The following is a 22,476-nucleotide window of genomic DNA, read 5'->3' as shown; positions in this document are numbered from 1 at the left end:
CCCTAAAAACGAGAAAAACGAAGGCCCTCTTACTTGACCTCCGTTTCTCTGGCTTTTTGTAGTCCCTCTGCTGTGGCCTCCATGACCGTCAATTCTTTTTCATCCATTGAGTTGAGCAATCTATCAATGTGCTGGCGGCAGTCGCTTTCGCTATTCTGCCTGTCAGGATAAAAGAATTGGTCTACGGAAATGTCCAGCAAGGTGACGATTTGGTAAAAGGTATTCAGACTTGGATGCTGACCCCGGTTTTCAAAATACATGATAGAGCGTGGGGTACGGTCTACAAGCTGTGCAAGATATTCCTGCGTCCAACCTTTTGCCTCTCTCTTGCGCTTGATCTCCCGGCCTAATGCGTGGAAGTCAAGCCGTCTGGTGTCTTGGTACATTCTCATATCACCCCTATATTATTCTACATTTCGGGTGTGATTATGAGAACGAAACATAATTTTATGTTTTGGTAGTATTTTGTTGTCCCTTCGGAGCGCACGACATCATTGATAGTCCGAAGGGACGGCGGTATAATAGATACTGACAAAAATTTTGAAACTCCACAATAGATACATATTCCTCTGCTACAATTAGAAGTCGGGAGGTGGGACTATGCAGAAAATTTTGATAGTTGAAGATGACTTGGCGATACAGGCACTATTACATGACTTTATACAAGAGGCTGGCTATGAGGTTACTTTGGCTTCCGATGGGGTTGAAGCTCTTTCCTATTTTTCCGAGCGGAGTTTTGATTTGGTTTTGCTCGATATTATGCTCCCCAAAATCGACGGCTACGGAGTGTGTGAAGTTATCCGGCGAAAATCCAATATTCCTATTGTTATGCTCACAGCTTTGGACGCAGAAGAAAATCAGATCAAGGGATTAGATTTAGAGGCGGATGATTATATTACAAAACCGTTTTCCATGTCTGTGTTGATACGAAAAATTGCGGCGATATTGCGCCGTTCTTCCCAACAAGAAGATATGCCACACACCATATCATATCGGGATTTAACTTTGGACTTGGACGGTTACAAAGTTTATACAACAGCAGGGCCTATTGACCTAACGCCTCGTGAGTTTGAAATCCTGCGGGAATTGCTGACCCACAAAGGCAGGATATTGACACGGCAAAATTTGTTACAAACACTTTGGAAATATGAATTTTTCGGAGATGAACGGATTATTGACACGCATATAAAAAACCTGCGGAAGAAGTTGGGGCAGGCCGATTATATAGAAACAATCAGAGGGGTGGGATATAGAATTGATAAAGAAGATTAAAAGCAAGCTGGCTGTTAAGGTATTTATTATATCGGCACTTTTGATAGCATTTTGCTGTGGCATAACTTATTTTTTCATTCTCCATTTTGCGCCGTATATCTATTCTTATGCTCCATCGGATGTTGAGTGGTTAGCTGACGAACTTGCACAAGAGCTGTCCATGACAGACAAGGGTGAAACTTCCATTTATTTTTCAATCGCCAATAATACGCTAACTGGGGATTATAACAATGAATATCTATTCCATCTGTTTAACTCTGCCGGAGAAGAAGTCGGCCTTACAGACACGGACACAGCCACAGGAAAGAAAATAAGTGACTACAGCCCCAACGACACAAGCGCACACTATACTGTTTCCTTTATCGGGGAGACACACTCCTATACTTTGTTACTTGCCAAGAACACAGACAAGGAAAGCCAAGTGGTGGAGGCGTTGCATAAGGCACTTCCAGCATTAGTGATTGTCATTGTAATAGTTTCTGTTTTGGTGGCGGTTTTCTATGCGTGGTATATAACTGCCCCCATTAAGAAAATCAGTAAAATGTCAAGACGGATGGCAAATATGGATTTTAACAACTTTTGTCCTGTTGAGCGAACAGATGAAATAGGCGTATTGGCTAATAGCTTGAATAGTTTGTCGAGCAATCTTTCTGCGGCTCTTATGGAATTAAAGGAGGCCAACCAAAAACTACAGGCCGATATTGATAAAGAAAAAGAGTTAGAGCTTCGACGGATGGAGTTCTTCTCTGCGGCCTCCCATGAACTGAAAACTCCAATCACAATTATCAAAGGCCAGTTGCAAGGAATGCTTTGCGGAATAGGACGCTACAAGGACAGAGAAACTTATTTGGCACAATCATTGGAAGTGACAAATTCGTTAGAAAAAATGGTGCAGGAGCTACTCACTGTTTCGAGAATTGAAGCCCCGCAATATTCATGCGTCAAAACACATTTCGATTTTACTCAATTCCTGCGTCAGCGGTTAGCGGCCTTCGATGATCTGTTCGTGCAGAAAGAATTGTCTGTGGCTATCAATCTGTTACCTGACATTTATATAGATGGCGATATGGGGCTGCTTCAAAAGGTAGTTGACAATCTTCTTGGAAATGCTGCGACATATTCGCCGCCCGGAAACAGCATCCGTGTCGATTTGCGCCAAGCAGAAGAAAAAGTATATTTAACAATAGAAAATACGGGCGTTCACATTCCAGAAGATGATATTTCCAAACTGTTTGAGCCGTTTTATCGTGTGGAGCAATCACGCAACCGTCAAACAGGCGGTAGCGGATTAGGCTTGTATATTGTCAAAACAATCATCAATTTGCATAATGCTGAAGTAAGCGTACAAAATACAGACGATGGTGTTAGCATAAAAGTAATTTTTTGAAATATCAACCAACAAAAGCGGTGACAGGTTTACCTGTTGCCGCTTTTGCAACTCCATATAAAAAACATATTCAATACAATATCAATTCAAACTGCGGCGGTATTCTGATAGCGTACTCGATAGAGTACAGAAAGGAGCTCTCCAATATGAAAAAAAGCATAATTATCCCGCTTGCCGCTGTGTTGTGTTTGAGCTTACTTGCTGGCTGTAATGCCAAAGATAGCTCTACTCCCCCCAACAGCAAGCAGACCAACACCTCCGCACAGGCCACGGTTACAAGTTCTGATACCTCGGACGCCTATGAAAAGCTGGTCGCATTCAAAACAGCAAATTATGAGCAACAGAGTGTAGCCGATTTCAACCAATCGCTTGCCCCGGATAATGGAGATATTTCCGGGCTGTTAGACGCACAGGCAGAGGTGCTGGCAAGCATTTCACCAGATGATGAAAATTACGAGTTCATCACGATGACACTTGCGGCCTCTCTTGACGAATTGTATTGTGAACAAATGAATGACAGTGTTGGTCTTTCTGCCTATCTGAAAAGGGAGGAAAGGCCGCTGGAAAAACTTCCGGGCGAGGAAAGCGTTGCAGGGGCAGAGATTACCTATCAATTTGTTTTTAATGCTCTATACAGATTGAGTTACACATTTTCTGACCCAACCCAAATTACTGTTGCGGATCGTGACAATGCCTTGCAAAAGTTCAAGACCGAATTTCAAAACTATGTGGATAATTTGAGCGAAGCTGATCTGACAAGCTCCAATATCAAAACGGTCTTGTCTGAAAAAGCTGATGAATTGGAAAATAGTCTTTCCACAGCCAAAATGAAATTGTCCTGTGAGGTTGAAAGCGTTGAAGTCCATAATGCTGGAGAAGAAATTGTAAATAATTAAAAGCCTGCCGCACGACGGCAAAAGAAAAAAAGCCGTCGTACAGCAGCCTATCAATACGCCTATTTGAAACGGCGGCTCAATTTTCAGAGCCGCCGTTTCTCTTTGGATATTCAGTAACCCCACGGCGGCCCATAGGAGGGTGTCGCCGTGTCCATCTTACTTTCTCACAATTCCCATGACCTTCACCAGCTAAAAAAAGCGTAGCTCCCCCTCCGGGACAGTCTGTCTATGAAGGTACAATATATCAGTACAATTATGATAATGTAATTTCATGCGTCTGCATAGCGTCTTGCTGTGCGGGCGCTTTTTTGTACTTCGAGACAAATTGTCCCGAGGTGCAGGGCGGCTCCCCGGGATGCCGCTCCCCACCGAGCCCCGTTTCGGTCACTCATCCACCCAACACCGAAACGGAGGTTTATTTATGACTACAATCAATCTGAAGGATTTTTATTATTGGTACACACAGGATCAGTTTATCGAGGTTTCTGACGAGGTAGCCGAAGTGTTTATGTCCGATGCCCGGCACGAAATGGCCTACCAGCGGCGGCTCTCCCGGCATAAGGCGCAGTATTCTCTGGACTGCGATGACGGGATCGAATATTCCGCCTGCCTGCATGAGCCAACGCCCCAGGAGCTTCTGGAGCGCATGGAGCTGTTCATCCGTCTATGGAACGCCCTCAACTCTTTGCCGGAGATCCAGGGCCGCAGGATTGATGCCCACATCATTCTTGGAAAGAGCATCAAGGAAATTGCCGAGGCCGAGGGCGTACATGAGGAGTCTGTCCGCCAGTCGATCAAGCGGGGATTTGAGCGTATGAAAAAAACTTTTTGATTTTTTCATTTTCCCCACTTGGAAATGATGAAAAAATGTCTCGGTTTATGAAAGGAGATATTCTTCTTTCCGCAGATAAGCAGCGGCGGCCCCGGGCATAGTCCGGGGAGCCGGGCGGCGGGTGCGCTGTGACTTTTTCTTTGGAAGAACGAGCGAACAACACCAACGCCGCAACTGGGCCGGGCCAACCCACGGCCACGATCCGGCATAGGACAGGCTGGCCGCCTGTCCCTCCGGGCCGCCCTCTTATCTGCGAGGGAACGCCGCTCTGAGCATGGTTGTCTTTGGACAGGGCAAGAAAATGGGAGCGGCGTTCTCTATTTTATACTTACATGGAGTGAGGCAAGAGGGCAGCATCGTTTGGGTGCTGCCCTCTTGCGTTTCCCCACGATATGCGGGAGGCGTATCCTATTTTTGATAAGGAGGTTTTACCGTGAGATTAACGGCAAAGGAACTGGAACAAATGAAAAGCGTTGACATCGGCGCAGTGGCTCCCGAGTCCCTGCCGGATGTGAGCGGTATGGCCTTTGACACCTCTCTCCCCCGAGAGGAGCGGATCGCTCTGTTTTTGCAGGCGGTAGAAAATCCATACTGCTTTTGCATCGGCGGGATCGGTGTAAAAATTGAATTTGCGGAAAGCGGGCCGTCCTTGCAGGACACGCTGACGGACTTCCTGCTCCGGCAAAAAAGCGGGCTGTAACTTCGGTTATGGCCCGTTACTACTTCGAGACAAAGTGTCCCGAGGCGGAGGCATCCTTGTTGTCCCGCCCGGGCAGAGGTATAATATAGATGTAATGTGATAGGGAAGGAGGAACAATGGCACGAACAAAAAACAGAGGATTGCAACAGAGTTTCTCTCCCTCTTATACCGTCCGCCGCTGGCGGCTGGGCGAATACATCCGGCTTTCCAAGGAGGACTTGAAAAAGGGAAAGGACGACAGCAACAGCGTCATCAACCAGCGTGATCTGCTCAATGACTTTTATCAGAAGCATATCGGAGAATTTGAAAGTGTTTCCGAATATGTAGACGATGGACACACAGGAACGGACGCCAACCGGGAAAATTTCCAGCGGCTCCTTTCCGATGTAATGAGCGGGAAAATCAACTGCGTGGTAGTAAAAGACCTTTCCCGTTTTGCAAGAAATTACAGTGATGCGGGAAGTCTGATTGATAACCTGTTTGTGCAAATGGGTGTCCGTTTTATCAGTCTTGCTGAAAATGTGGACAGCTATCTCAACCCGGACAGCGTTTCCAGTATTATCGTCCCGATTACGAATGTAATGAACGATCAATACTGCTACCAGACCTCAAAGAAAATTCGCCAGGTATTTGACTATAAGAGGCGCAACGGGCAGTACATCGGCGCATTTGCTCCTTATGGATATGTAAAGTACCCAAAGGACAAGCACCAGTTGATCATCGACCCCGATGCCGCTGAAATCGTCAAACTGATTTTCTCTTTGTTTTTAAAAGGGACATCGAAACGGGCCATCGCTTTGTATCTGAATGAACACGGCGTACCCAGCCCCTCAGCTTATAAACTGCAAAAGGGTATACCTGTTTCAACAAGAGGATATGACGATCCCATGTGGGGAGCCCGCATGATCCACTCCATTCTTACGAACCCCACCTATACCGGGGATTTGGCGCAGGGCCGCAGTCGGGTAAAAAGCTATAAGGTACACGAGGTTGAAAGCGTTCCCCGTGAAGAATGGGTGGAAGTAGCTGGTACGCATGAGGCAATCATTGATTATGAAACCTTTGATAAGGTACAGGCCCTTTTACAGCGGGATACCCGTACTTCTCCAAAAGGCCGGGAAGTCCACCTGTTCAGCGGTTTTCTGAAATGTGCTGACTGCGGGCGGGCAATTACCCGGAGCGTAGGCAACAACAATAATGTGTACTATGCCTGCTCCACCTACAAGAACCGCTCCCGGACAGCCTGCACAATGCACTCAATCAAGCATAACCGTCTGGAGGCCGCTGTCCTCTTTGCAGTACAACAGCAAATCCATCTGGCTGTTTCATACTCGGAAATGATTGCCCGTATTAACACCGCCCCGGTCAAAAAGAGCCAGTCCATCCGCTTGGAAGAACTGATTGCTGCGAAAGAGCGAGAACTGGCAAAAATCAGCCGCTACAAGCAGTCCCTTTATCAAGACTGGAAAGACGGGGAAATTACCCAGCAGGACTACCGGGATATGAAAGCCGATTATGAACGACAAACCATCGCTCTTACGGATGTGCTGGCCCGGCTGAACGCTGAACGGGCGGAACTGGCAAACGGTGTAAAGAGTGAACATCCCGCATTGGTGGCATTTACAAAACATCAAAATATCGACCAGCTTTCCCGGGAACTTCTCGTTGAGCTGATCGACCATATCAAGGTTTATGAGAATGGAAACATTAGTGTGAGATTTAAGTTTGCGGATGAATTTAGACGCATAGCAGAATACATTGAAATCAACACCACAAAACCCGCAGTAGCGGGCTAACCCCCGCTACATACCCCTTTGACAGTGTGTTTTCCTAATAGGAGCTAATCATATGTAAGCGGTACAGAAAAAGCAGCCTTGACAGACTGCTTTTTCAATCACCATATTTTATTTTTGTTCTCATGTAAAAAAGCTTCCGAAATTGTGCGAATCCCAAATGCTAATCCATCTATGTAGGCTTCTCTCTGTTCTGTTTGTTTAAGATTTAAAGCATATTCCTTGTAATCCGCAAACATTGCCTGCAGATCCGGACTCATTAGACTTATCATTTCTTTTTCTAATGTTTCACACAGTTCCTTTGTCTCTTCATAAGTTTTACTTTGTGTTTCACATTGATTCATTGGATAAATGCTATAATACAATTTTTCCAGTTGCTTTTCGCTCATTTTTGATCACCATTTCTTTCAGTCTTTTTATGATCCATATAATTCCATAAATGCCGTTTTTTAGCAAAATGCCTGCTACAGCTAATAATCTCCAGGCAAGAACCCCTATTCCAATCAAACTTCCTACCATCAGTTTAAGTACCAACAAACCAAGCATTTCCCCTGTCCCCACATTTCTTGGAACGACCAGCAAAAACATTTTCTGGATTCCGAAAGGTATTCCCACAAAAAGCAATAATTTTCTCCAGTCTAATATTTCACCATTCATGCACATAGGGTGAACAATTAAGCAGATAATCATAGCTATTGCACCAGGAATTATCAATTTTGTTATAATTTCTTTTCCTCTCATATGCCACCTCCGTACATATCATGATTTACTTTTGCCTGGTAATAATTGCCTATTGTCGTTATTGAATTCATAAGACAGGTAAGCAAGTACGCTTTTATGTTCTTTACTTCCCTGGTATTCTCATGCAGACAGTCAAGTACATACTCTATGTGGCTTTCTTCCAGCAACAGTAATCTGCTTTTTACGAACTGATATGGGTATTTCACTCCACTGATCGTAATATTCTCCCGTTCTATGCTGATTGTTTCCACAATTAGTGCCACAATTTCATCCAACTGTTGCTGTTCCCCTAGTCTGCATCGTTGTACAAGACAGTCATATTCAATATTTCTTTTTACAAGTGCAGTATTCATCTGGAATAACTCCATCTCTTCCATCAAATCCATTGACTGCTGTTCGGAAGAATCTGAAAGATTGATAAGATCAGTATTATTCCTGTCCGTATTACTAATATCAGTATAATTATATTTAGTATTAATTGGGTCGATTTTTCCGACCTCTGTAGTTCTGATTTTTCGACCACGATAAGTCGTATTTTCCGACCTCTTGAAGTCGGTTTTTCCGACCCCTTGAAGTCGATTTTTCCGACCACGATAAGTCGATTTTTCCGACTCCGATAAGTCGACTTCTTCGACCTCTCGATTTTGTTGAATACTCTCTTCGGATTCATCATTGTTTTTAACATCTTTTGATGTCCTTAAAATAAAGTTCTTTACATAAATAATATCCGGTTTACCAAATCCTTGTTTGACTCTTTCAATTAATCCGATTCCCTTTTTGGTATCCAGTTCTGCAAGCGTTTTCATTGCTTTATCTCTTCCACAATTCATATACTGAATAACCTGTTCAACAGTAAAAATAATATAAACCTTACCCTCTTCATCAAACCACTGATGTCTGATAGATAAAGCCATTCTGTCCAGCATCAGCCCATAAAGAACCTTTGCATCGCTGGACAGATTACGGAAATATTCATCTGTGAATAATACTTTGGGAATACGGTAAAAAGCAAACTGTTCCGATTCATAATCGTGAAAATAACCAAACTCTATTTTTGTGCTTTCGGATTTTGCCATTTTGCTTTCCCTCCTTCCCTCGTTATTGGCTTTTCTTCCAGTTATCAAGCAGTTCATAGATAACCTGTTCAATCTGTTCTCTGTTATATTCCTTTGGAAAATACTTTCGTATTTTCTTTTCAGTTAAAGTAACTTTTCCTGTCTCTGTTTTCTTTTCATTCAGAATAAGCTGTACCGCTAATTCTGTCAGATTACCTTCATCGCTGTATTGCTTCAGTTTTGTCGCCATTGAACCTGTAACAGAGCTTGCTCCAGACACTATGCAGTCTTTCACCCAAATCTGCTCCGTTTCTGATAAATAGGTTAATGAAACACCTACTGTAAAATTAATCTTTCCTTCATCCAACAATTTCAGCAATTCCGGAATAAGACAGGTCAAGCGTATGTAACGCTGAACGGTTCTTCCACTGTCACCGGCAGCCTGTCCAACCAGATCTGCACTGTCAACAGAAGCTGCGTTTTCGTCTTTTATGCCCTGATGTTTTACTGCATCCATCTTCATCTTATAAGCATATGCCTTTTCGCTTGGAAGCAAATTTTCTCTCTGTATATTAGAATCCACCATAACGATTACGGCTTCATCATCGGTATAGTTCCGTATGAGTACTGGCATTTTACTTTTTCCAGCCAGTTCGCAACCACGTTTTCTCCTGTGACCAGCAATCAGTTCATATCCTCCCTCTGCGCGAGGACGTACCAATGCAGGATTTAAGATGCCATAATTCTTGATACTTTCTACTGTTTCAGCCATTTTTTCATCATCATTTACATGAAATGGATGATTTCTAAAAGGATGTAACTCATTTAATGGCACTTCAACAATCTGATTAAGAGTATTCTGTTCAGCTTCATTGATTCCAAGCAATTCATCATAAGAAGTAAGCTGAATTTCTTTCTTAGGTTTACGCATGATTCAGCACCTCCTGGACAAGTGCTTGATAACTGTACGCACCTTTTCCTTTTGCATCGTAAGAAAAAATACTGACACCTTCTGATGCAGTTTCGGCAAGAGCTTCTGTTCTTGGAATTGTCTGATCAAAAATTATAATCTCTGCTCCATAAGCATCTCGTACTGCCTGCTTATTTCTCTTTGAATTATTATAATGACTGCTGTCCATTGTAAACAGAATCCCTTCAATCTGTAAATCAGGATTAAATCTCTGATGAATGCCTTTCACAACTTTCAGTAATTCCATGAGGCCATCTGCCGCATAGTATTGAGGCTGCACCGGAATCAAAACGCTATCAGCTGCACTTAACGCATTAATTGTCATCATTCCCAACGAGGGCATACAATCAATCAGGATATAGTCATAATCATTTTCCAAAAGTTCCAGATATTCTTTTAAGACTTTTTCTCTGTCCTCTACCGTAAATAATGACATGTCCATTCCCGAAAGAAGTTTATTAGATGGAATTACATCTATTCCTTCCTCATGGTGTAAAATTGCTTCCCTGGGATCAAATTCTAATCCCATAATGATATTTTCCATCATTGTTTTCAATGTTACCCTTAAGTTCTTTGGAAAACCAAGTCCCATTGTCAAATGTCCCTGTGGATCAGCATCTATCAGCATTACACGTTTTCCAACCTTAGACAGTCCTACTCCAAGATTAATAGTGGTTGTAGTCTTTGCTACTCCACCTTTTTGATTTGCGATTGCGATTATTTTGCACATGATATAATTCTCCTGTTTTTCTACTATTTTTTATTTACATTACTTTTTTCAATTTCAGCATAAGCTCTATAATATTTGCTCGTCCCTTTATTGGAATAAAGTTCCGATAATTCCATAACTTCAATTTTAGGATGACGCTGCAGGATTTTCTGAAACCATGCAATATCATTTTTTGTTCCCATCAGTCTCACTTTCAGCATTAATCTATTCCTCCAAGCATGGCATGTAACTTTTGATTGTACACTACATATTCCGGATAACGGATCTGTATTGCCTGCCAAAAATATGGTGCATATACACAGCAGAAGATATCCTCTACTGTATACTGTCTGCACTCGTTTACCTGTTCCTCTGCATCTTCATAATCCCAAACGCTTGGCGTGCTGTTACAGTACAGATTAAATGCCATCCTTACCACTTTTAAGCTACCGCTTGTCTGCCATCCTTCATGCAAACATTTCGTTTTAACAGACCCCGTTTTAAAATTATAAATTCTGTCAGCATTTTTTCTGGTATCTCCATTAATACCCAGACAATAACACAATGCCTTATGGTACACATCCTGATACCGTACTTCTTGTAATTTTTCATAGTAGAATTTTTCATGTGCATCACTGATAAAAATAATGTTTTCTGCTCCTAACGCTGTACTTTTCATTTTGAACCTCCTTGAAATAAAAAAGGACCTTACCAATTGTTCTACCAATTAATAAGGTCATACTATATGTTACTTTTCTAAATTCGTGCTAGGGATTCCTCTCTTTAGTAAAAACTTAGTAAAACATCCCTACTGGTTCAAAAATATACTGTAAAATCAAGGTTTTTCAGAATTTTGCTAAGGTAGTGCCGTGGCAGATAAAGAGTACTTTTATCATTGTTGCATAACCTCGCATTTCTTAGTTTTTCTTGGTTTTTCGGGCTTTGTAAGCCTTTGTAAATTTTTGCTTTCTGGCATAACCTGGTTTATTTTCGCATAATATCGTCAGCAAAAGGTGTAAAATAAGGTGTATGTTTTTCCATTTTACACCTTGCTATTTTCAATTAAAAATCGTAATTACACAACCTGAATCCGGGCAACTTCTTCCCTGGCATCCTCAAGATTTACATGCGTATATGTATTCAGCGTTACGCTGATATCTGAGTGGCCCATCAAATATTGCAATGCTTTTGGATTCATTCCGGATTTTGCCATATTTGAGCAATAGGTGTGTCGGCATACATGCGGTGTAATGACAGGCATCTGTACTTTGTAAGTATTATTATACTTCTGAATGATGTGTTGGAAATAATGCTCCCAGTGCAGGGAATAACAGATACTTTCATTTTTATCAAAGTATAAGAATCCACTTTTTCCATCTACCATAGGTTCTGCTTTGGGTGGGTTTCGTTTTTCTATTATTTTCCGAAAGCATTCCTCTACATCTGCAGTCATAGGTATCTTTCTCGTTCCGCTGGTTGTTTTAGTCTCTTGAATATAATATCCGATTTTTGATTTTTTCTGCAATTGATGATCGATGTTGATCGTATGCTCCTTAAAATCAATGTCAGAAATGGTCAAACCACAAAATTCCGAGATGCGAAGGCCGGTTTTAAATAATATGTAAATCCCCTCATAATACCTGCAAAAATGAGGATCCTCCTTCACAAACCGTAGGAACTTTCGTTCCTCAGCCCTGCTGATTGCCTCTCTTGTCACACTGTCATTCACAACCACTTCCATTAGCTGAAACTGAAATGAATTTTTCCTGATCAGGTCATCATCCACTGCCAACTGAAATGCCGGACGAAGAACTCCTCGGATCGAATGGATGGAACTATAACTTTTCTTTTCTACCTGCTGAAGATGTATCAGCCAACATTTTGCATCCGAAATCCGAACCGTATCAATCCTTCTTTTTCCAAATGGATCTTTCTTCAATAAATTGATAACTGTTCCGTATCCTGCAACTGTAGTAGGTCTGACACCGGTTTTTGTTGATGTATATTTTTCAACCAGTTCCAGTACCGTCATATTTCCGCCATTTGTTGCAATCTGCTCAAAATGGTCCGCCTGGATTTTCTTCTCCATCTCCCGAAGCGACAAAGTACGGCACTTTCCTTTCGGAGTTGCATCGTTATGGTCTAAGCGCCAGCTATATACGCAGCGCTCCTTTCCCATCTCATCGACATACTTAAATCGATATCTGCCATCAGATAACTGTATTTCTCCATTGTGTAATATACGTCCTCTATGATCTCTCCTTTTTTCACTCATAATATTTTAGTCTCCTTCATCAAATGTTCATTTAACTTGGAAGACCGTCTCGGTTTATTCATTATACCACAAGACCTTTCCTTCGCTAAGATAAAATGAATATTATTTTCATTACTATTTCTTCTATTCTGTCACTTAAACTGTGCTGGCTGTATCCAGATAATCTTCAAACAATTTCCTTTTGAATCGAATATGAGAACCTACTTCCAAAATGAAATCCGCTCCCTCATTTTCACCTGCGATTTGTCTCAATCTCTTTTCTCCAATTCCGTAATATTCTGCTGCTTCGGATACATTTAAAGAATATTTCTCCCAAACAGGTATTGTTTTTTCTGTATGATTCATTCGCAGTCCTCCTCCCCTCTGTTTGTATTCAACAACGTTTTCGCTTTCTCCATTTTCATACTTGCAATCACTTCTCTCTTACTTGTGCCTCCAACATACATAGGCGTACACATTTCTAAAATACGGTCATAGATACGTCTTTTATCTAACATGGTCTCGTTTTTTATTTCTTTCAGCGGAAGATTGGTCGTAATGATCAAAGGTCGTCCTGAACGGATTCTTCGATCTATGACGCTAAAAATAATTCCTAACGCATATTCTGAATTTCGTTCCACTCCAAGATCATCAATAATCAAAAGCTGATAAGACGCCAATGCATTGATATATTCCGTTTTGTCTGCCAGTGGAAATATATCATCAATAATGGTATTGAAATTTGTCATCTTTACCATTACTTCTTGCTTAAGAAGTTCATTGGCAATGCACCCCGCAATAAAACTTTTCCCGGTACCAACCGGTCCCCAGAACAAACAGCCTATATGATTTCTTTTCATTTCCTCCCAGTTATCAACATATTTTTTTGCTCTATGCATTACCGTATCTGACATATCTGCATTTTCAAATGTCCACTCTTCCATTCTGCTCTCGTCAAAACAGATGCTCATATTTCTGCTGACTAATTCCCGGTGCTCTTTGTCTTTAAAATATTTTTGTTCTTCTTCATATGCTTTTCTGTCACAGGCACATTGCCTGGAATGTTTCTTCATCCCCATAAATCCACCCTTGGGGAAAAATGCTTCTTTCGCTTCCCCACAGACTTTGCAGTATTGCAAACCATCACTGCCTACACATACAGTATCTTCTTCTCTCATCACAAACTCTCTCCTTCCCCATAGCAATAATTTACTTCATGATATTTATTACTTTTATATTTCTCAGTTACTTTACTAGGTGCCACATTTCCGACTCCTCCACAGCCATTTTTACGACCAGATGAAGGTGGCTTTTCCGGCTCTGTTGCAACTATCTTTTCAACCGCCTTATTGTCAACCGGCTGTAAACCTATCTCATCAGATGGAATTTTCACATATAAATGATTGGGTTTTGAAAATCCACCGGATCTGCGAACCAATAATCCCACATCATCTAATTCCTTCAACGCTGTTTTTACAGAAGATTTGCATTTATCGATTTGAACAGACAATTCATCTATTGGAAATATCAGATAAACATTTCCATACTTGTCTATCCAGCTATTCTTTCTCGATATCCGTGCCCGGTCATACAAAATCATATAAAGGAATTTTGCAGTTTGAGAAATTCGCAGCTTTAATAAAAACTTCGGAAACTGGAAGTACTGAAGCATCTGCTCTGACTCCTTCATGTATTCATATTTCATTCTTTTCTCGCCTCATTTCTGTTTCTAATTATTGTAAAAATCATTTTTATGCCGGCTCAAAAATGTCCTTACATATATTCAAAAGATGAAGGGCATAAATACAGCCTCTTGATGAAAAAATTTTTATTTTTTCCTGTCAAAAACACCCTTACACAATACGAAACGCTGAGAGGCATTTTTACAGCCCCCTGAGGAAAATTTTTTTATTTTTTCGGTTAATTGAATACTTTAAAACAAAAAAACACTCACCTATTCCAGGTGAATGCCTTATCAAAATTTCCTTATTTTGTTGTCTGTGACGCTTATCCAGATATGCCTGCATATCTGCTAAAATATAATTGCCAGCAATTATATTTTCACGTGGGTATGGGGACGTAATCCCAATCAAGTCTGCTACTCGTAAGTAATACAAAACTGTCAAAATGACAATACTGTAATACACAGGTGGATCTTGCCCTGGATGTAACGATGTAACATATGAATTCATGCAATAATAGGCCCAAATGGGCACTTTCGCCATTTGAGCCTATATATTGTATGTCTTTTGGATGCCCCTTTGAAATAGCCTCTGCTGGCATAAAAGAAGGCAGACAGTCTTGTTATAAAACCACCTGCCTTGTTGATTATTCTTATATGTTTTTTTGTATCTCATCCGTTCGACAAACTGCAATTTCTCAACTTCTTTAGTTTTCTTCAAATTCATCCAATCGTTGTTTCAATATAAAAATTTGCATCCTTATCTTATCAATAACCTTCTTAAACTCTTCGTCACTCTTTCCGGTTGGATCTTCAAGTCCCCAATTATCATCAAACGGTCTTTCGATAAACGGACATCCCACATTACAACCCATTGAAATTGCAATATCCGGTACTGGTATCTCATCAATCAGCTTACTATATTGTCCTTCTGCTTCCATATCAATTCCATACAATTCTTTCATAACCCGGACTGCATCCTGATTAATCTGTAGTTTCGTTTCTGTCCCTGCCGAATAACTTTCAAATACATCCGAAGCCAGATGTTTTCCCAAAGCTTCTGCAATCTGGCTTCTGCATGAATTATGAACGCATATAAAAGCAACTTTTTTCTTATTCATACTTGAACTTCTCCTTTAATTTGTTTGCAATCTTCACAAGAGTAAGCATTACCGGGACTTCTGTTAATACACCTACTGTAGTTGCCAGTGCCGCTGGACTTGATGTACCAAATAAAGCTACAGCGACTGCAACAGCTAACTCAAAGAAATTCGATGCACCAATCATTCCAGCCGGGGCTGCAATATCATACGGAAGTCTGATAATTCTGCATACTCCAAATGCCAGAAAGAATATAAAGAATGTCTGAATGATCAGCGGAACTGCAATCAATATAATGTGCAGTGGATTGTCCAGCACCACCTCGCCCTGAAACATAAAAATCAGTATCAGCGTGAGCAAAAGTCCCACTGTTGTTGCGGAATCAAATTTATGCAGAAAAGTCTGCTCAAAGTATTCCGTACCTTTCTTTCTGACTACCAGCAGCCTTGTTATGATTCCGGCTGCAAGTGGTATTACTACAAATAGAACCACACTCATAAATAACGTCTGAAACGGAACACTAACATTAGAAACACCAAGCAGAAATTTCACAATCGGTACAAATGCAAATAATATAATAATGTCATTTGATGCCACCTGAACTACTGTATAAGCCGGATTTCCCTTTGTCAGCGTACTCCAGACAAATACCATAGCGGTACATGGAGCTACTCCGAGAAGCACGGCTCCTGCGAGATACTCCGTCACAAGATCCGGTGTGATCCATGTCTTAAACACCACAAAAAAGAAAAATGATGCAATTCCATACATAGTAAAAGGCTTTATTAGCCAGTTTACAATCCATGTAACAAATAAACCTTTCGGGTTTTTCCCGATATTTTTAATACTCTTGAAGTCAACCTTCATCATCATTGGATAGATCATAATCCATATAAGAACTGCCAGCGGAATAGAAATTCCTGCATATTCCAGATAGTTCAGTGCCTCTTTCATTCCCGGAAGAAAATGTCCCAACATAATTCCTATAAGCATACAGATAATTACCCATACAGTCAGGTAACGCTGGAAAAAACTAATTCCTGAATTTGATTCTTTTTTCATGATATCTGCTCTCCTTAAATTATTTACAACAATCCCCGTCACCGCATCCAAGGCAAGTAAGAGATTCTATAAAGTGTTTGTAATTCATCAATGTCTCACAATTCAAAGAATAGTGATGCCATTTTCCTTCCTTACGATCATTCACAAGGCCGCATCCTACCAGTATCTTCATATGATGGGATAAAGTTGGCTGGGTAATTTTAAATCTTTCCAAAAGTTTACACCCGCACTTTTCTCCATCCGACAGCATCTGTACAATTTCCAGCCGGTTCGCATCGCCCAAAGCCTTGCATATCAAAGCCACATCCATTGCATTCATATTGACACCTCACATTGATCATTGTCTATGTTCAATATAATATATACATAGATATTTGTCAATGTATGTATTTTAAAAAAAGAGAATCAAGTTTTTGATTCTCTTCATACATTCATTATAGCTTTTATCATCCATTTTATTTGCCCCAAACAGCCGCTGCATTCGACCTTACAAGCAGTTCTTCCACAGGCAGACCAATCGGACAAATATCATGACAAGATAACGACTTCCCGCATCCCTCAAAATATTTCTTCTTATATTCAGCAGAAATCTCATTCAAATGAGTGCTTTCCTGTTCTTCATTCAGAATCCGAAATGCGTTGACTGCAGCAACAGCGCCTGCGAAAGTCCCATTTGCAGAGAAGTTAGGACACACTTCAAGGCAGCAGCCACACATCAGACAGCGTGCCGACTGGTATCTCGGTTCATGTGTCCACGGATTCATATAAGCTTCACTTTCAAGCCAAAGGTTCAGTTTTTTCAAATTTTCAAACAGATTTGACCGGTCAACGATCAAATCTCTTACAAGCGGAAATTTGCTTAAAGGTTCCAAGGTAATTGTAGAACCTTTTAACGTATGTAGAAATGTAGAGCATGCCAGCCTCGGACGTTCGTTAATCAGCATGGCGCAAGCCCCACATTTTCGCACCATACAGCTACATTCCCAGCTGATGGGAGTAACTATATTCCCTGAGTTATCTTTCAAAGGGGTTCTACTGTTCAATTCCTTTAGAACAGTGGCAACAGAGCTGTTTCTGCTTCCGTCAAACTCAAATTCCTGCCAATAACTGTCTGCTTTCTGACTCTCCTGCCGCCTGATTCTTATTTTATATACCAAGTGAATCACCGCCTTTCTGGAACAGGTACAAAGGAAATCTGTATCTGCTTTCCATCAAATCTGGCTACCGTTGTTTTACGGTAATCATCGTCATTGCTCTTCGGATAATCCTCCCGCCAGTGTGCACCACGGCTTTCTTTTCTTGCAAGAGCACTCTTTAGAACTGCCATGCCAAGCAATGGAAGATTTCCTGTCAGCGCTTGTACCGTTTGAATCCCATTTAACAACGTATTCTCATTTCTGACAACGCCCATAGTCTCCTGCATCACTTTGTTTAATTGCTTTATTTCTGAAATTTGGGACGCTGGTGGAAAATCTATCTGTGTCGCACAAGATAGATCTACTACATCTGCCTGTTCGCATGCTGATTTTGCCGCAACACGTCCTCCGTATAACGCTCCTAACAGAGAATTTCCACCAAGACGGTTGGCACCATGATATTGGGCACAGCATTCTCCGGCAGCGTAAAGATTCTGAATCGGCGTTCTGTGCTGCTCATCCACCAGAATGCCTCCCATAAAATAGTGAATTCCCGGTAAAACAGACACCGGTTCCTTTCGTATATCTTTATGCAGATAGGTCATACAATCGTCTGCCAGACCAGATAGCTTATTTGAAATAATCTCGTCCGATATTTCCGTCATGTCAAGAAATACCTCCGATTCATGGCTAACCTTCCATATCTCTCTGGCGGTAATATCTCGTGGCATCAGATTTCCAAGCTCCGGGTATTTTTCCTCCATGAAATACCATTGTTTTCCATCTTTCATGGCAAACAACCTGCCACCTTCCCCTCTGGCCGCCTCGCTGATGAGCATGCGTTTTCCACCACATTTCACAGTTGTCGGATGATACTGGATCATCTCGCCATTTGCCAGAGGAACACCAAGCCGGAACAATTCTGCGGTGACTTCTCCTGTATTGCTCAGCGAACCCGTTGTATTTCCAAACAATCCGTGCATACCACCGGTGGCAACAATAACCGCATCCCCCGATAATTCCACAGTCTCCTGACTGTATTCATCCCTGATTACGCAGCCACAACAAATATTGTCACACAGACGAAGTGTTAGGAAAGAATGATGGCTGAACCGTTCTACCATACCAGATGCTTCTTTCCTGCGAACAGCGTCTATCATAGCTGTCATGATCTGCTTCCCGGTATCGCTCTGCGCAAAAGCAGTCCTTTTCTTTTTCTGCCCGCCAAAATTCCGCAGATCCACATCATCATAGCCGCTCATGTTAAATTGAACTCCAAGTTCTAACAGCCAGTGCACCAGCTCCGGTGCTGCCTGTGTCATTCCCCAAACTGCATTTGGGTCTGCCAGACCGCAAGCCGCCTTTATTGTATCTGTGAAATGTTCTTCGGGACTGTCGTTTTCATCTTTTGTATTCAAAGCTGCGTTGATACCGCCCTCCGCCATAACAGACTGCGCCCGCTCTGATGGAAAGAAGGAAACCAGTTTTACATTGCATCCATTTTCCGCTGCCTGCAAAGCCGCTGAAAGTCCTGCCAGTCCAGCACCTATAATAATAATTGTCTTACTCATAGATATTGCCACCCAATATAATAGAAAATAACTGCGCCCGCTATAAACAGAAGGAGCACCGAAAGAATCAAATAAATATCACCCCTTCGTTCTTTATAACTGATGATTCCCAGCGATACGAGCAATGGGCGGATATTGATAAAAATATGAACAAAGATTGCCGCCACGAACAAAAGCTGAGTTACCATCTTTACCGTTGTAAAAGGGAACAAAATATATGTCCCATTCTGCACCTTTCCAAACAAGCCAATATGGAAGAACAGCAGGATCAGTATTGCCAGCCCACTGGCTCGTCTCGCCCAGAATATGGCGTTCTGTTTCAGATACATTTTTCCGGATTGCTTCGCTGTCTGTAAACTCTGAACTGTCAGGATGACACCAATCACCGTATGCACAACAAGAATACCAACACCAATCCATGCAAGAAGTTTCCCTGCGCTACTTCCAACTCCGTTCAGCATAAAGCTGCCCATGATTCCATGAATCATAAAAATGAGAAGCATTAAAACAGACAAAATCGTATTCCATTTTCTCATAAATTCCCGCTCACCTCATTTCTTCGCTGTCCATGATCATATAGTCCATCTGTGTTAGCGTTGTAACGTCAATAAAATCATCCGATGCCAGGAATACATCATACTTTCCACTTACCACTCTTGATAGCATCATTGTGTTACTGTACTCTTTCAGATCTACGAAAAAACCGGCCTGTTTCAACTTGTCACAGAGTTTCTTAGCATAACTGACAAGCGGATAATCCGTCTCAGATACATATAACCGAAAACTAATGTCCGTTTTCATGAGATCTGTTTCATTTGTTTCCGAATCGTCCAGTGCCAATTCTTTTAATTTATTCCGGGTGTTCTCGTTGTCGAGACCATCTGACATCATATTAATACCGAGAACATAAGAGCCTTCCAACTGTGCGGAGGCTTGAGCCGCCTTTTTTGACTTCGGTGTTGCTCCTGTGACTGCATCAATCATAGAAGGCGGTGAATGTAAAATGACACCAAAACCTACAAGAAAAACAATCGTAACAACTAACAGAATCAGTTTTCGTTTCACATTTCCACCTCATTTCCTATTTTTTCAAAATTCTCATTGCGTTCAAAACAGCAATTATGGTAACGCCTACATCACCAAATACAGCTTCCCACATTCCCGCAATACCAAGAGCGCCAAGAATCAGGAACACACTCTTAATCCCAAGAGCAATCACTATATTCTGCATGACAATCTGTTTTGTCGCTTTTGCTACTTCAATCGCGTCCACCAGCTTAGACGGTTCATCTGTCATCAGAACTACATCTGCTGCTTCAATGGCCGCATCCGAACCAAGCCCACCCATTGCAATACCAACATCTGCACGGGCAAGGACAGGAGCGTCATTGATACCATCACCAACAAAAGCCAATTTGCTTCCCGGTCTCTTTTTACTATCTAAAAGCTCAACCTTTTCCACTTTTTGGTCAGGAAGCAGCTGTGCATAATATTTATCCAACTGCAATTCTTCTGCAACAGACTTCCCAATTTTTTCATCATCACCGGTAAGCATGACTGTTTTTTCCACGCCGATATGTTTCAGGTCAGAAATTGCTTTTTTACTGTCCGGCTTCACTTCATCTGTTATCAAAATACATCCTGCATATTGACCATCTACAGCCAAATAAACTTTTGTACCTGCTTTTTCACAGGTTGTGTACTCTATACATTCTGTATCCATAAGTTTCGTATTGCCAGCAAAAACTTTCTTTTCCCCTGCCATTACACTGATTCCATATCCTGAAATTTCCTTATAATCAGAAATCACTGACTGATCAATTTCTTTTTCATAAGCAGCAAGAATGGATTTTGCAATAGGATGGTTAGAAAAACTCTCTGCCTCTGCCGCATACTCCAGAACCTGTTCTTTTGAAAATCCATTTGCAGGCAAAATATCCGTCACATTGAAAACACCTTTTGTAAGTGTTCCGGTTTTATCGAACACAATAACGCTGACATTATTAAGTGCCTCTAAATAATTGCTTCCTTTTACAAGAACACCTCGTTTAGATGCTGCACCAATGCCGCCGAAGAAAGTCAGCGGGATTGAAATAACCAATGCACATGGACAAGATACCACAAGGAAAACAAATCCTCTGCGAATCCACTCTGTCCAGCCTCCGCCAAGAATGATCGGTGGCAGAATCGCCAGAAAAGCTGCTAAGATTACAACCACAGGTGTATAATAACGTGCAAATGTAGTAATAAAATTTTCTGTTGGTGCTTTTCGGCTTGACGCATTTTCCACAAGATCAATAATCTTTGAAGCCGTAGATTCACCAAATGCTTTTGTTGTCTTAATCATTAAGACACCCGTCTGATTCATACAACCGGAAAGTGCTTCGTCTCCTTTATGAACACTTCTCGGAACTGATTCTCCTGTTAAGGCCCTTGTATCCAGCATAGAATCTCCATCCAATACCACACCGTCTAATGGAATTTTTTCACCAGGCTTTACAATAATAATCTCACCAATGGAGACATTTTCTGGAGATATGGTAATCAATTCCCCATTTCTTCTTACTGTAGCAGAATCTGGACGTATATCCATTAAGTCTGATATAGATTTTCTGGAACGCTTAACAGCCAATGACTGAAAAAATTCACCTACCTGATAGAATAGCATAACAGCAACTGCTTCTGGATATTCACCAATGACAAAAGCCCCAATCGTAGAAACACTCATCAAAAAATGTTCATCAAATACACGCCCCTTTGAAATGTTCCTCACAGCCTGCCATACAACATCTCCACCAAGAATAACATAAGAAACAATGAGAAAAGCTAACTCGATAGGCAGTGGCACTTTCGCAAAAACAGTCAATGCCATACCAATGGCATAGATTGCTGCACCAGTCGCTAAACGAACTGTCAACTTCTTATCCTCATTGTTATAGGATTCATTGGCCTCCTGCTTTTTTTCCGGTATATAAGATTCCTGTACAATTTCAGAAACTTCCACATCTGGCTCATGGCTATGAACAATCGTTTCAATCTGACTGGCTATCGTATCTGCGGCTGTCTGAGTAACATTGATTGTAAGCGTCTGCTTCATCAGATTTACCACTGAGGATTGCACTCCATCCAACTCTCCGACTTCTTTTTCAATTTTTGCGGAACAATTCGGACAGTCCAACCCTTTTAACGAATAACTCTTTGTAACATTCATAACGGTTTCTTCCTGAACTTCCACACCGGGCTCATGGCTATGAACAATCGTTTCAATCTGACTGGCTATCGTATCTGCGGCTGTCTGAGTAACATTGATTGTAAG

Annotated in this window: 26 protein-coding genes; 6 read left to right on the top strand and 20 right to left on the bottom strand. The window is 41.4% G+C overall.

Translation table 11 applies throughout. The features are described from left to right. Positions 1 to 29: 29 nt before the first annotated feature. Positions 30 to 386, bottom strand: coding sequence for a helix-turn-helix transcriptional regulator (locus AB5026_RS04285; RefSeq protein ID WP_118700736.1), 357 nt, complete (start codon positions 384 to 386; stop codon positions 30 to 32). A 214-nt stretch (positions 387 to 600) separates the two neighbouring features. Here AB5026_RS04285 and AB5026_RS04280 point away from each other — a divergent pair, with 214 nt between their 5' ends. The 6 genes from AB5026_RS04280 to AB5026_RS04255 all read left to right on the top strand — a co-directional run bounded on the left by AB5026_RS04280 (position 601) and on the right by AB5026_RS04255 (position 6,883). Continuing rightward, the gene (locus AB5026_RS04280; RefSeq protein ID WP_368212813.1) at positions 601 to 1,272 is read left to right on the top strand and encodes a response regulator transcription factor; all 672 of its coding nucleotides are present in this window, start codon (positions 601 to 603) and stop codon (positions 1,270 to 1,272) included. Continuing rightward, entirely contained in the window at positions 1,256 to 2,659 is a 1,404-nt protein-coding gene (locus AB5026_RS04275; protein WP_368212811.1) for an ATP-binding protein, read from the top strand. The genes AB5026_RS04280 and AB5026_RS04275 overlap by 17 nt, the downstream gene beginning before the upstream one ends. Before the next feature lie 146 nt (positions 2,660 to 2,805). Continuing rightward, complete coding sequence (locus tag AB5026_RS04270; RefSeq protein ID WP_368212809.1) at positions 2,806 to 3,555, top strand: hypothetical protein; 750 nt, start codon at positions 2,806 to 2,808, stop codon at positions 3,553 to 3,555. Between the two features lie 421 nt (positions 3,556 to 3,976). Next, positions 3,977 to 4,387 carry an RNA polymerase sigma factor gene (locus AB5026_RS04265; protein ID WP_368212808.1) on the top strand — a complete coding sequence of 137 codons (411 nt, stop codon included), beginning with the start codon at positions 3,977 to 3,979 and terminating at the stop codon, positions 4,385 to 4,387. Positions 4,388 to 4,820: 433 nt separating this feature from the next. After that, the gene (locus AB5026_RS04260; RefSeq protein WP_054328128.1) at positions 4,821 to 5,087 is read left to right on the top strand and encodes a DUF6870 family protein; all 267 of its coding nucleotides are present in this window, start codon (positions 4,821 to 4,823) and stop codon (positions 5,085 to 5,087) included. 116 nt (positions 5,088 to 5,203) lie between these two features. Then, positions 5,204 to 6,883 (top strand): recombinase family protein, encoded by a 1,680-nt coding sequence (locus AB5026_RS04255; RefSeq protein WP_205488805.1) that lies wholly within the window; start codon positions 5,204 to 5,206, stop codon positions 6,881 to 6,883. Positions 6,884 to 6,981: 98 nt separating this feature from the next. Here AB5026_RS04255 and AB5026_RS04250 read toward each other — a convergent pair whose 3' ends face one another. From AB5026_RS04250 to AB5026_RS04160, 19 genes are all read right to left on the bottom strand, one after another. Next, a complete protein-coding gene (locus AB5026_RS04250) occupies positions 6,982 to 7,269 on the bottom strand; it encodes a DUF6809 family protein (protein WP_347039535.1) in 288 nt (95 codons plus the stop codon). After that, positions 7,235 to 7,621 carry a DUF6050 family protein gene (locus AB5026_RS04245; RefSeq protein ID WP_347039537.1) on the bottom strand — a complete coding sequence of 129 codons (387 nt, stop codon included), beginning with the start codon at positions 7,619 to 7,621 and terminating at the stop codon, positions 7,235 to 7,237. The genes AB5026_RS04250 and AB5026_RS04245 overlap by 35 nt, the downstream gene beginning before the upstream one ends. Beyond that, positions 7,618 to 8,697, bottom strand: a complete 1,080-nt coding sequence (locus tag AB5026_RS04240; RefSeq protein ID WP_227094344.1) for a DUF6017 domain-containing protein — start codon at positions 8,695 to 8,697, stop codon at positions 7,618 to 7,620. The genes AB5026_RS04245 and AB5026_RS04240 overlap by 4 nt, the downstream gene beginning before the upstream one ends. 22 nt (positions 8,698 to 8,719) lie before the next feature. Next, positions 8,720 to 9,607: a ParB/RepB/Spo0J family partition protein gene (locus AB5026_RS04235; protein ID WP_059085507.1), complete on the bottom strand. Its 888-nt coding sequence runs from the start codon at positions 9,605 to 9,607 to the stop codon at positions 8,720 to 8,722. Next, positions 9,600 to 10,376 carry a ParA family protein gene (locus AB5026_RS04230; protein WP_005426615.1) on the bottom strand — a complete coding sequence of 259 codons (777 nt, stop codon included), beginning with the start codon at positions 10,374 to 10,376 and terminating at the stop codon, positions 9,600 to 9,602. Before AB5026_RS04230 ends, AB5026_RS04235 begins: the two co-directional genes overlap by 8 nt. Positions 10,377 to 10,399: 23 nt before the next feature. Beyond that, a complete protein-coding gene (locus AB5026_RS04225; protein WP_005426617.1) occupies positions 10,400 to 10,576 on the bottom strand; it encodes a hypothetical protein in 177 nt (58 codons plus the stop codon). Next, complete coding sequence (locus tag AB5026_RS04220) at positions 10,576 to 11,034, bottom strand: DUF6075 family protein (RefSeq protein WP_005426619.1); 459 nt, start codon at positions 11,032 to 11,034, stop codon at positions 10,576 to 10,578. The genes AB5026_RS04225 and AB5026_RS04220 overlap by 1 nt, the downstream gene beginning before the upstream one ends. 396 nt (positions 11,035 to 11,430) lie before the next feature. After that, positions 11,431 to 12,630: a tyrosine-type recombinase/integrase gene (locus tag AB5026_RS04215; protein ID WP_368212806.1), complete on the bottom strand. Its 1,200-nt coding sequence runs from the start codon at positions 12,628 to 12,630 to the stop codon at positions 11,431 to 11,433. Positions 12,631 to 12,765: 135 nt separating this feature from the next. Then, a complete protein-coding gene (locus AB5026_RS04210) occupies positions 12,766 to 12,975 on the bottom strand; it encodes an excisionase (RefSeq protein ID WP_025579822.1) in 210 nt (69 codons plus the stop codon). Next, entirely contained in the window at positions 12,972 to 13,787 is an 816-nt protein-coding gene (locus AB5026_RS04205; protein ID WP_147604877.1) for an ATP-binding protein, read from the bottom strand. The genes AB5026_RS04210 and AB5026_RS04205 overlap by 4 nt, the downstream gene beginning before the upstream one ends. Beyond that, the gene (locus tag AB5026_RS04200) at positions 13,787 to 14,314 is read right to left on the bottom strand and encodes a replication initiator protein A (protein WP_147604876.1); all 528 of its coding nucleotides are present in this window, start codon (positions 14,312 to 14,314) and stop codon (positions 13,787 to 13,789) included. Before AB5026_RS04200 ends, AB5026_RS04205 begins: the two co-directional genes overlap by 1 nt. A gap of 683 nt (positions 14,315 to 14,997) precedes the next feature. Continuing rightward, positions 14,998 to 15,411: an arsenate reductase ArsC gene (locus tag AB5026_RS04195; protein WP_368212804.1), complete on the bottom strand. Its 414-nt coding sequence runs from the start codon at positions 15,409 to 15,411 to the stop codon at positions 14,998 to 15,000. After that, the gene (arsB, locus tag AB5026_RS04190; protein WP_368212803.1) at positions 15,404 to 16,453 is read right to left on the bottom strand and encodes an ACR3 family arsenite efflux transporter; all 1,050 of its coding nucleotides are present in this window, start codon (positions 16,451 to 16,453) and stop codon (positions 15,404 to 15,406) included. The genes AB5026_RS04195 and arsB overlap by 8 nt, the downstream gene beginning before the upstream one ends. 19 nt (positions 16,454 to 16,472) lie before the next feature. Continuing rightward, positions 16,473 to 16,772, bottom strand: coding sequence for a metalloregulator ArsR/SmtB family transcription factor (locus AB5026_RS04185; protein ID WP_055221572.1), 300 nt, complete (start codon positions 16,770 to 16,772; stop codon positions 16,473 to 16,475). A 136-nt stretch (positions 16,773 to 16,908) separates the two neighbouring features. Next, positions 16,909 to 17,619, bottom strand: coding sequence for a succinate dehydrogenase/fumarate reductase iron-sulfur subunit (locus tag AB5026_RS04180; protein WP_368212802.1), 711 nt, complete (start codon positions 17,617 to 17,619; stop codon positions 16,909 to 16,911). Next, positions 17,616 to 19,160, bottom strand: a complete 1,545-nt coding sequence (locus AB5026_RS04175) for an FAD-binding protein (RefSeq protein ID WP_368212801.1) — start codon at positions 19,158 to 19,160, stop codon at positions 17,616 to 17,618. Before AB5026_RS04175 ends, AB5026_RS04180 begins: the two co-directional genes overlap by 4 nt. Next, complete coding sequence (locus tag AB5026_RS04170) at positions 19,157 to 19,696, bottom strand: hypothetical protein (protein WP_008703787.1); 540 nt, start codon at positions 19,694 to 19,696, stop codon at positions 19,157 to 19,159. Before AB5026_RS04170 ends, AB5026_RS04175 begins: the two co-directional genes overlap by 4 nt. 10 nt (positions 19,697 to 19,706) lie before the next feature. Beyond that, a complete protein-coding gene (locus AB5026_RS04165; protein WP_368212799.1) occupies positions 19,707 to 20,225 on the bottom strand; it encodes a hypothetical protein in 519 nt (172 codons plus the stop codon). Between the two features lie 16 nt (positions 20,226 to 20,241). Further along, positions 20,242 to 22,476: heavy metal translocating P-type ATPase (locus tag AB5026_RS04160; protein WP_368212798.1), on the bottom strand; the 2,235-nt coding region annotated here is incomplete at its 5' end.

It is taken from the genome of Blautia sp. RTP21359st1_E11_RTP21359_211015 (assembly GCF_040910705.1).
Lineage (GTDB): Bacteria > Bacillota > Clostridia > Lachnospirales > Lachnospiraceae > Blautia_A > Blautia_A fusiformis.
This window is presented reverse-complemented; position numbering and strand designations above follow the sequence as displayed.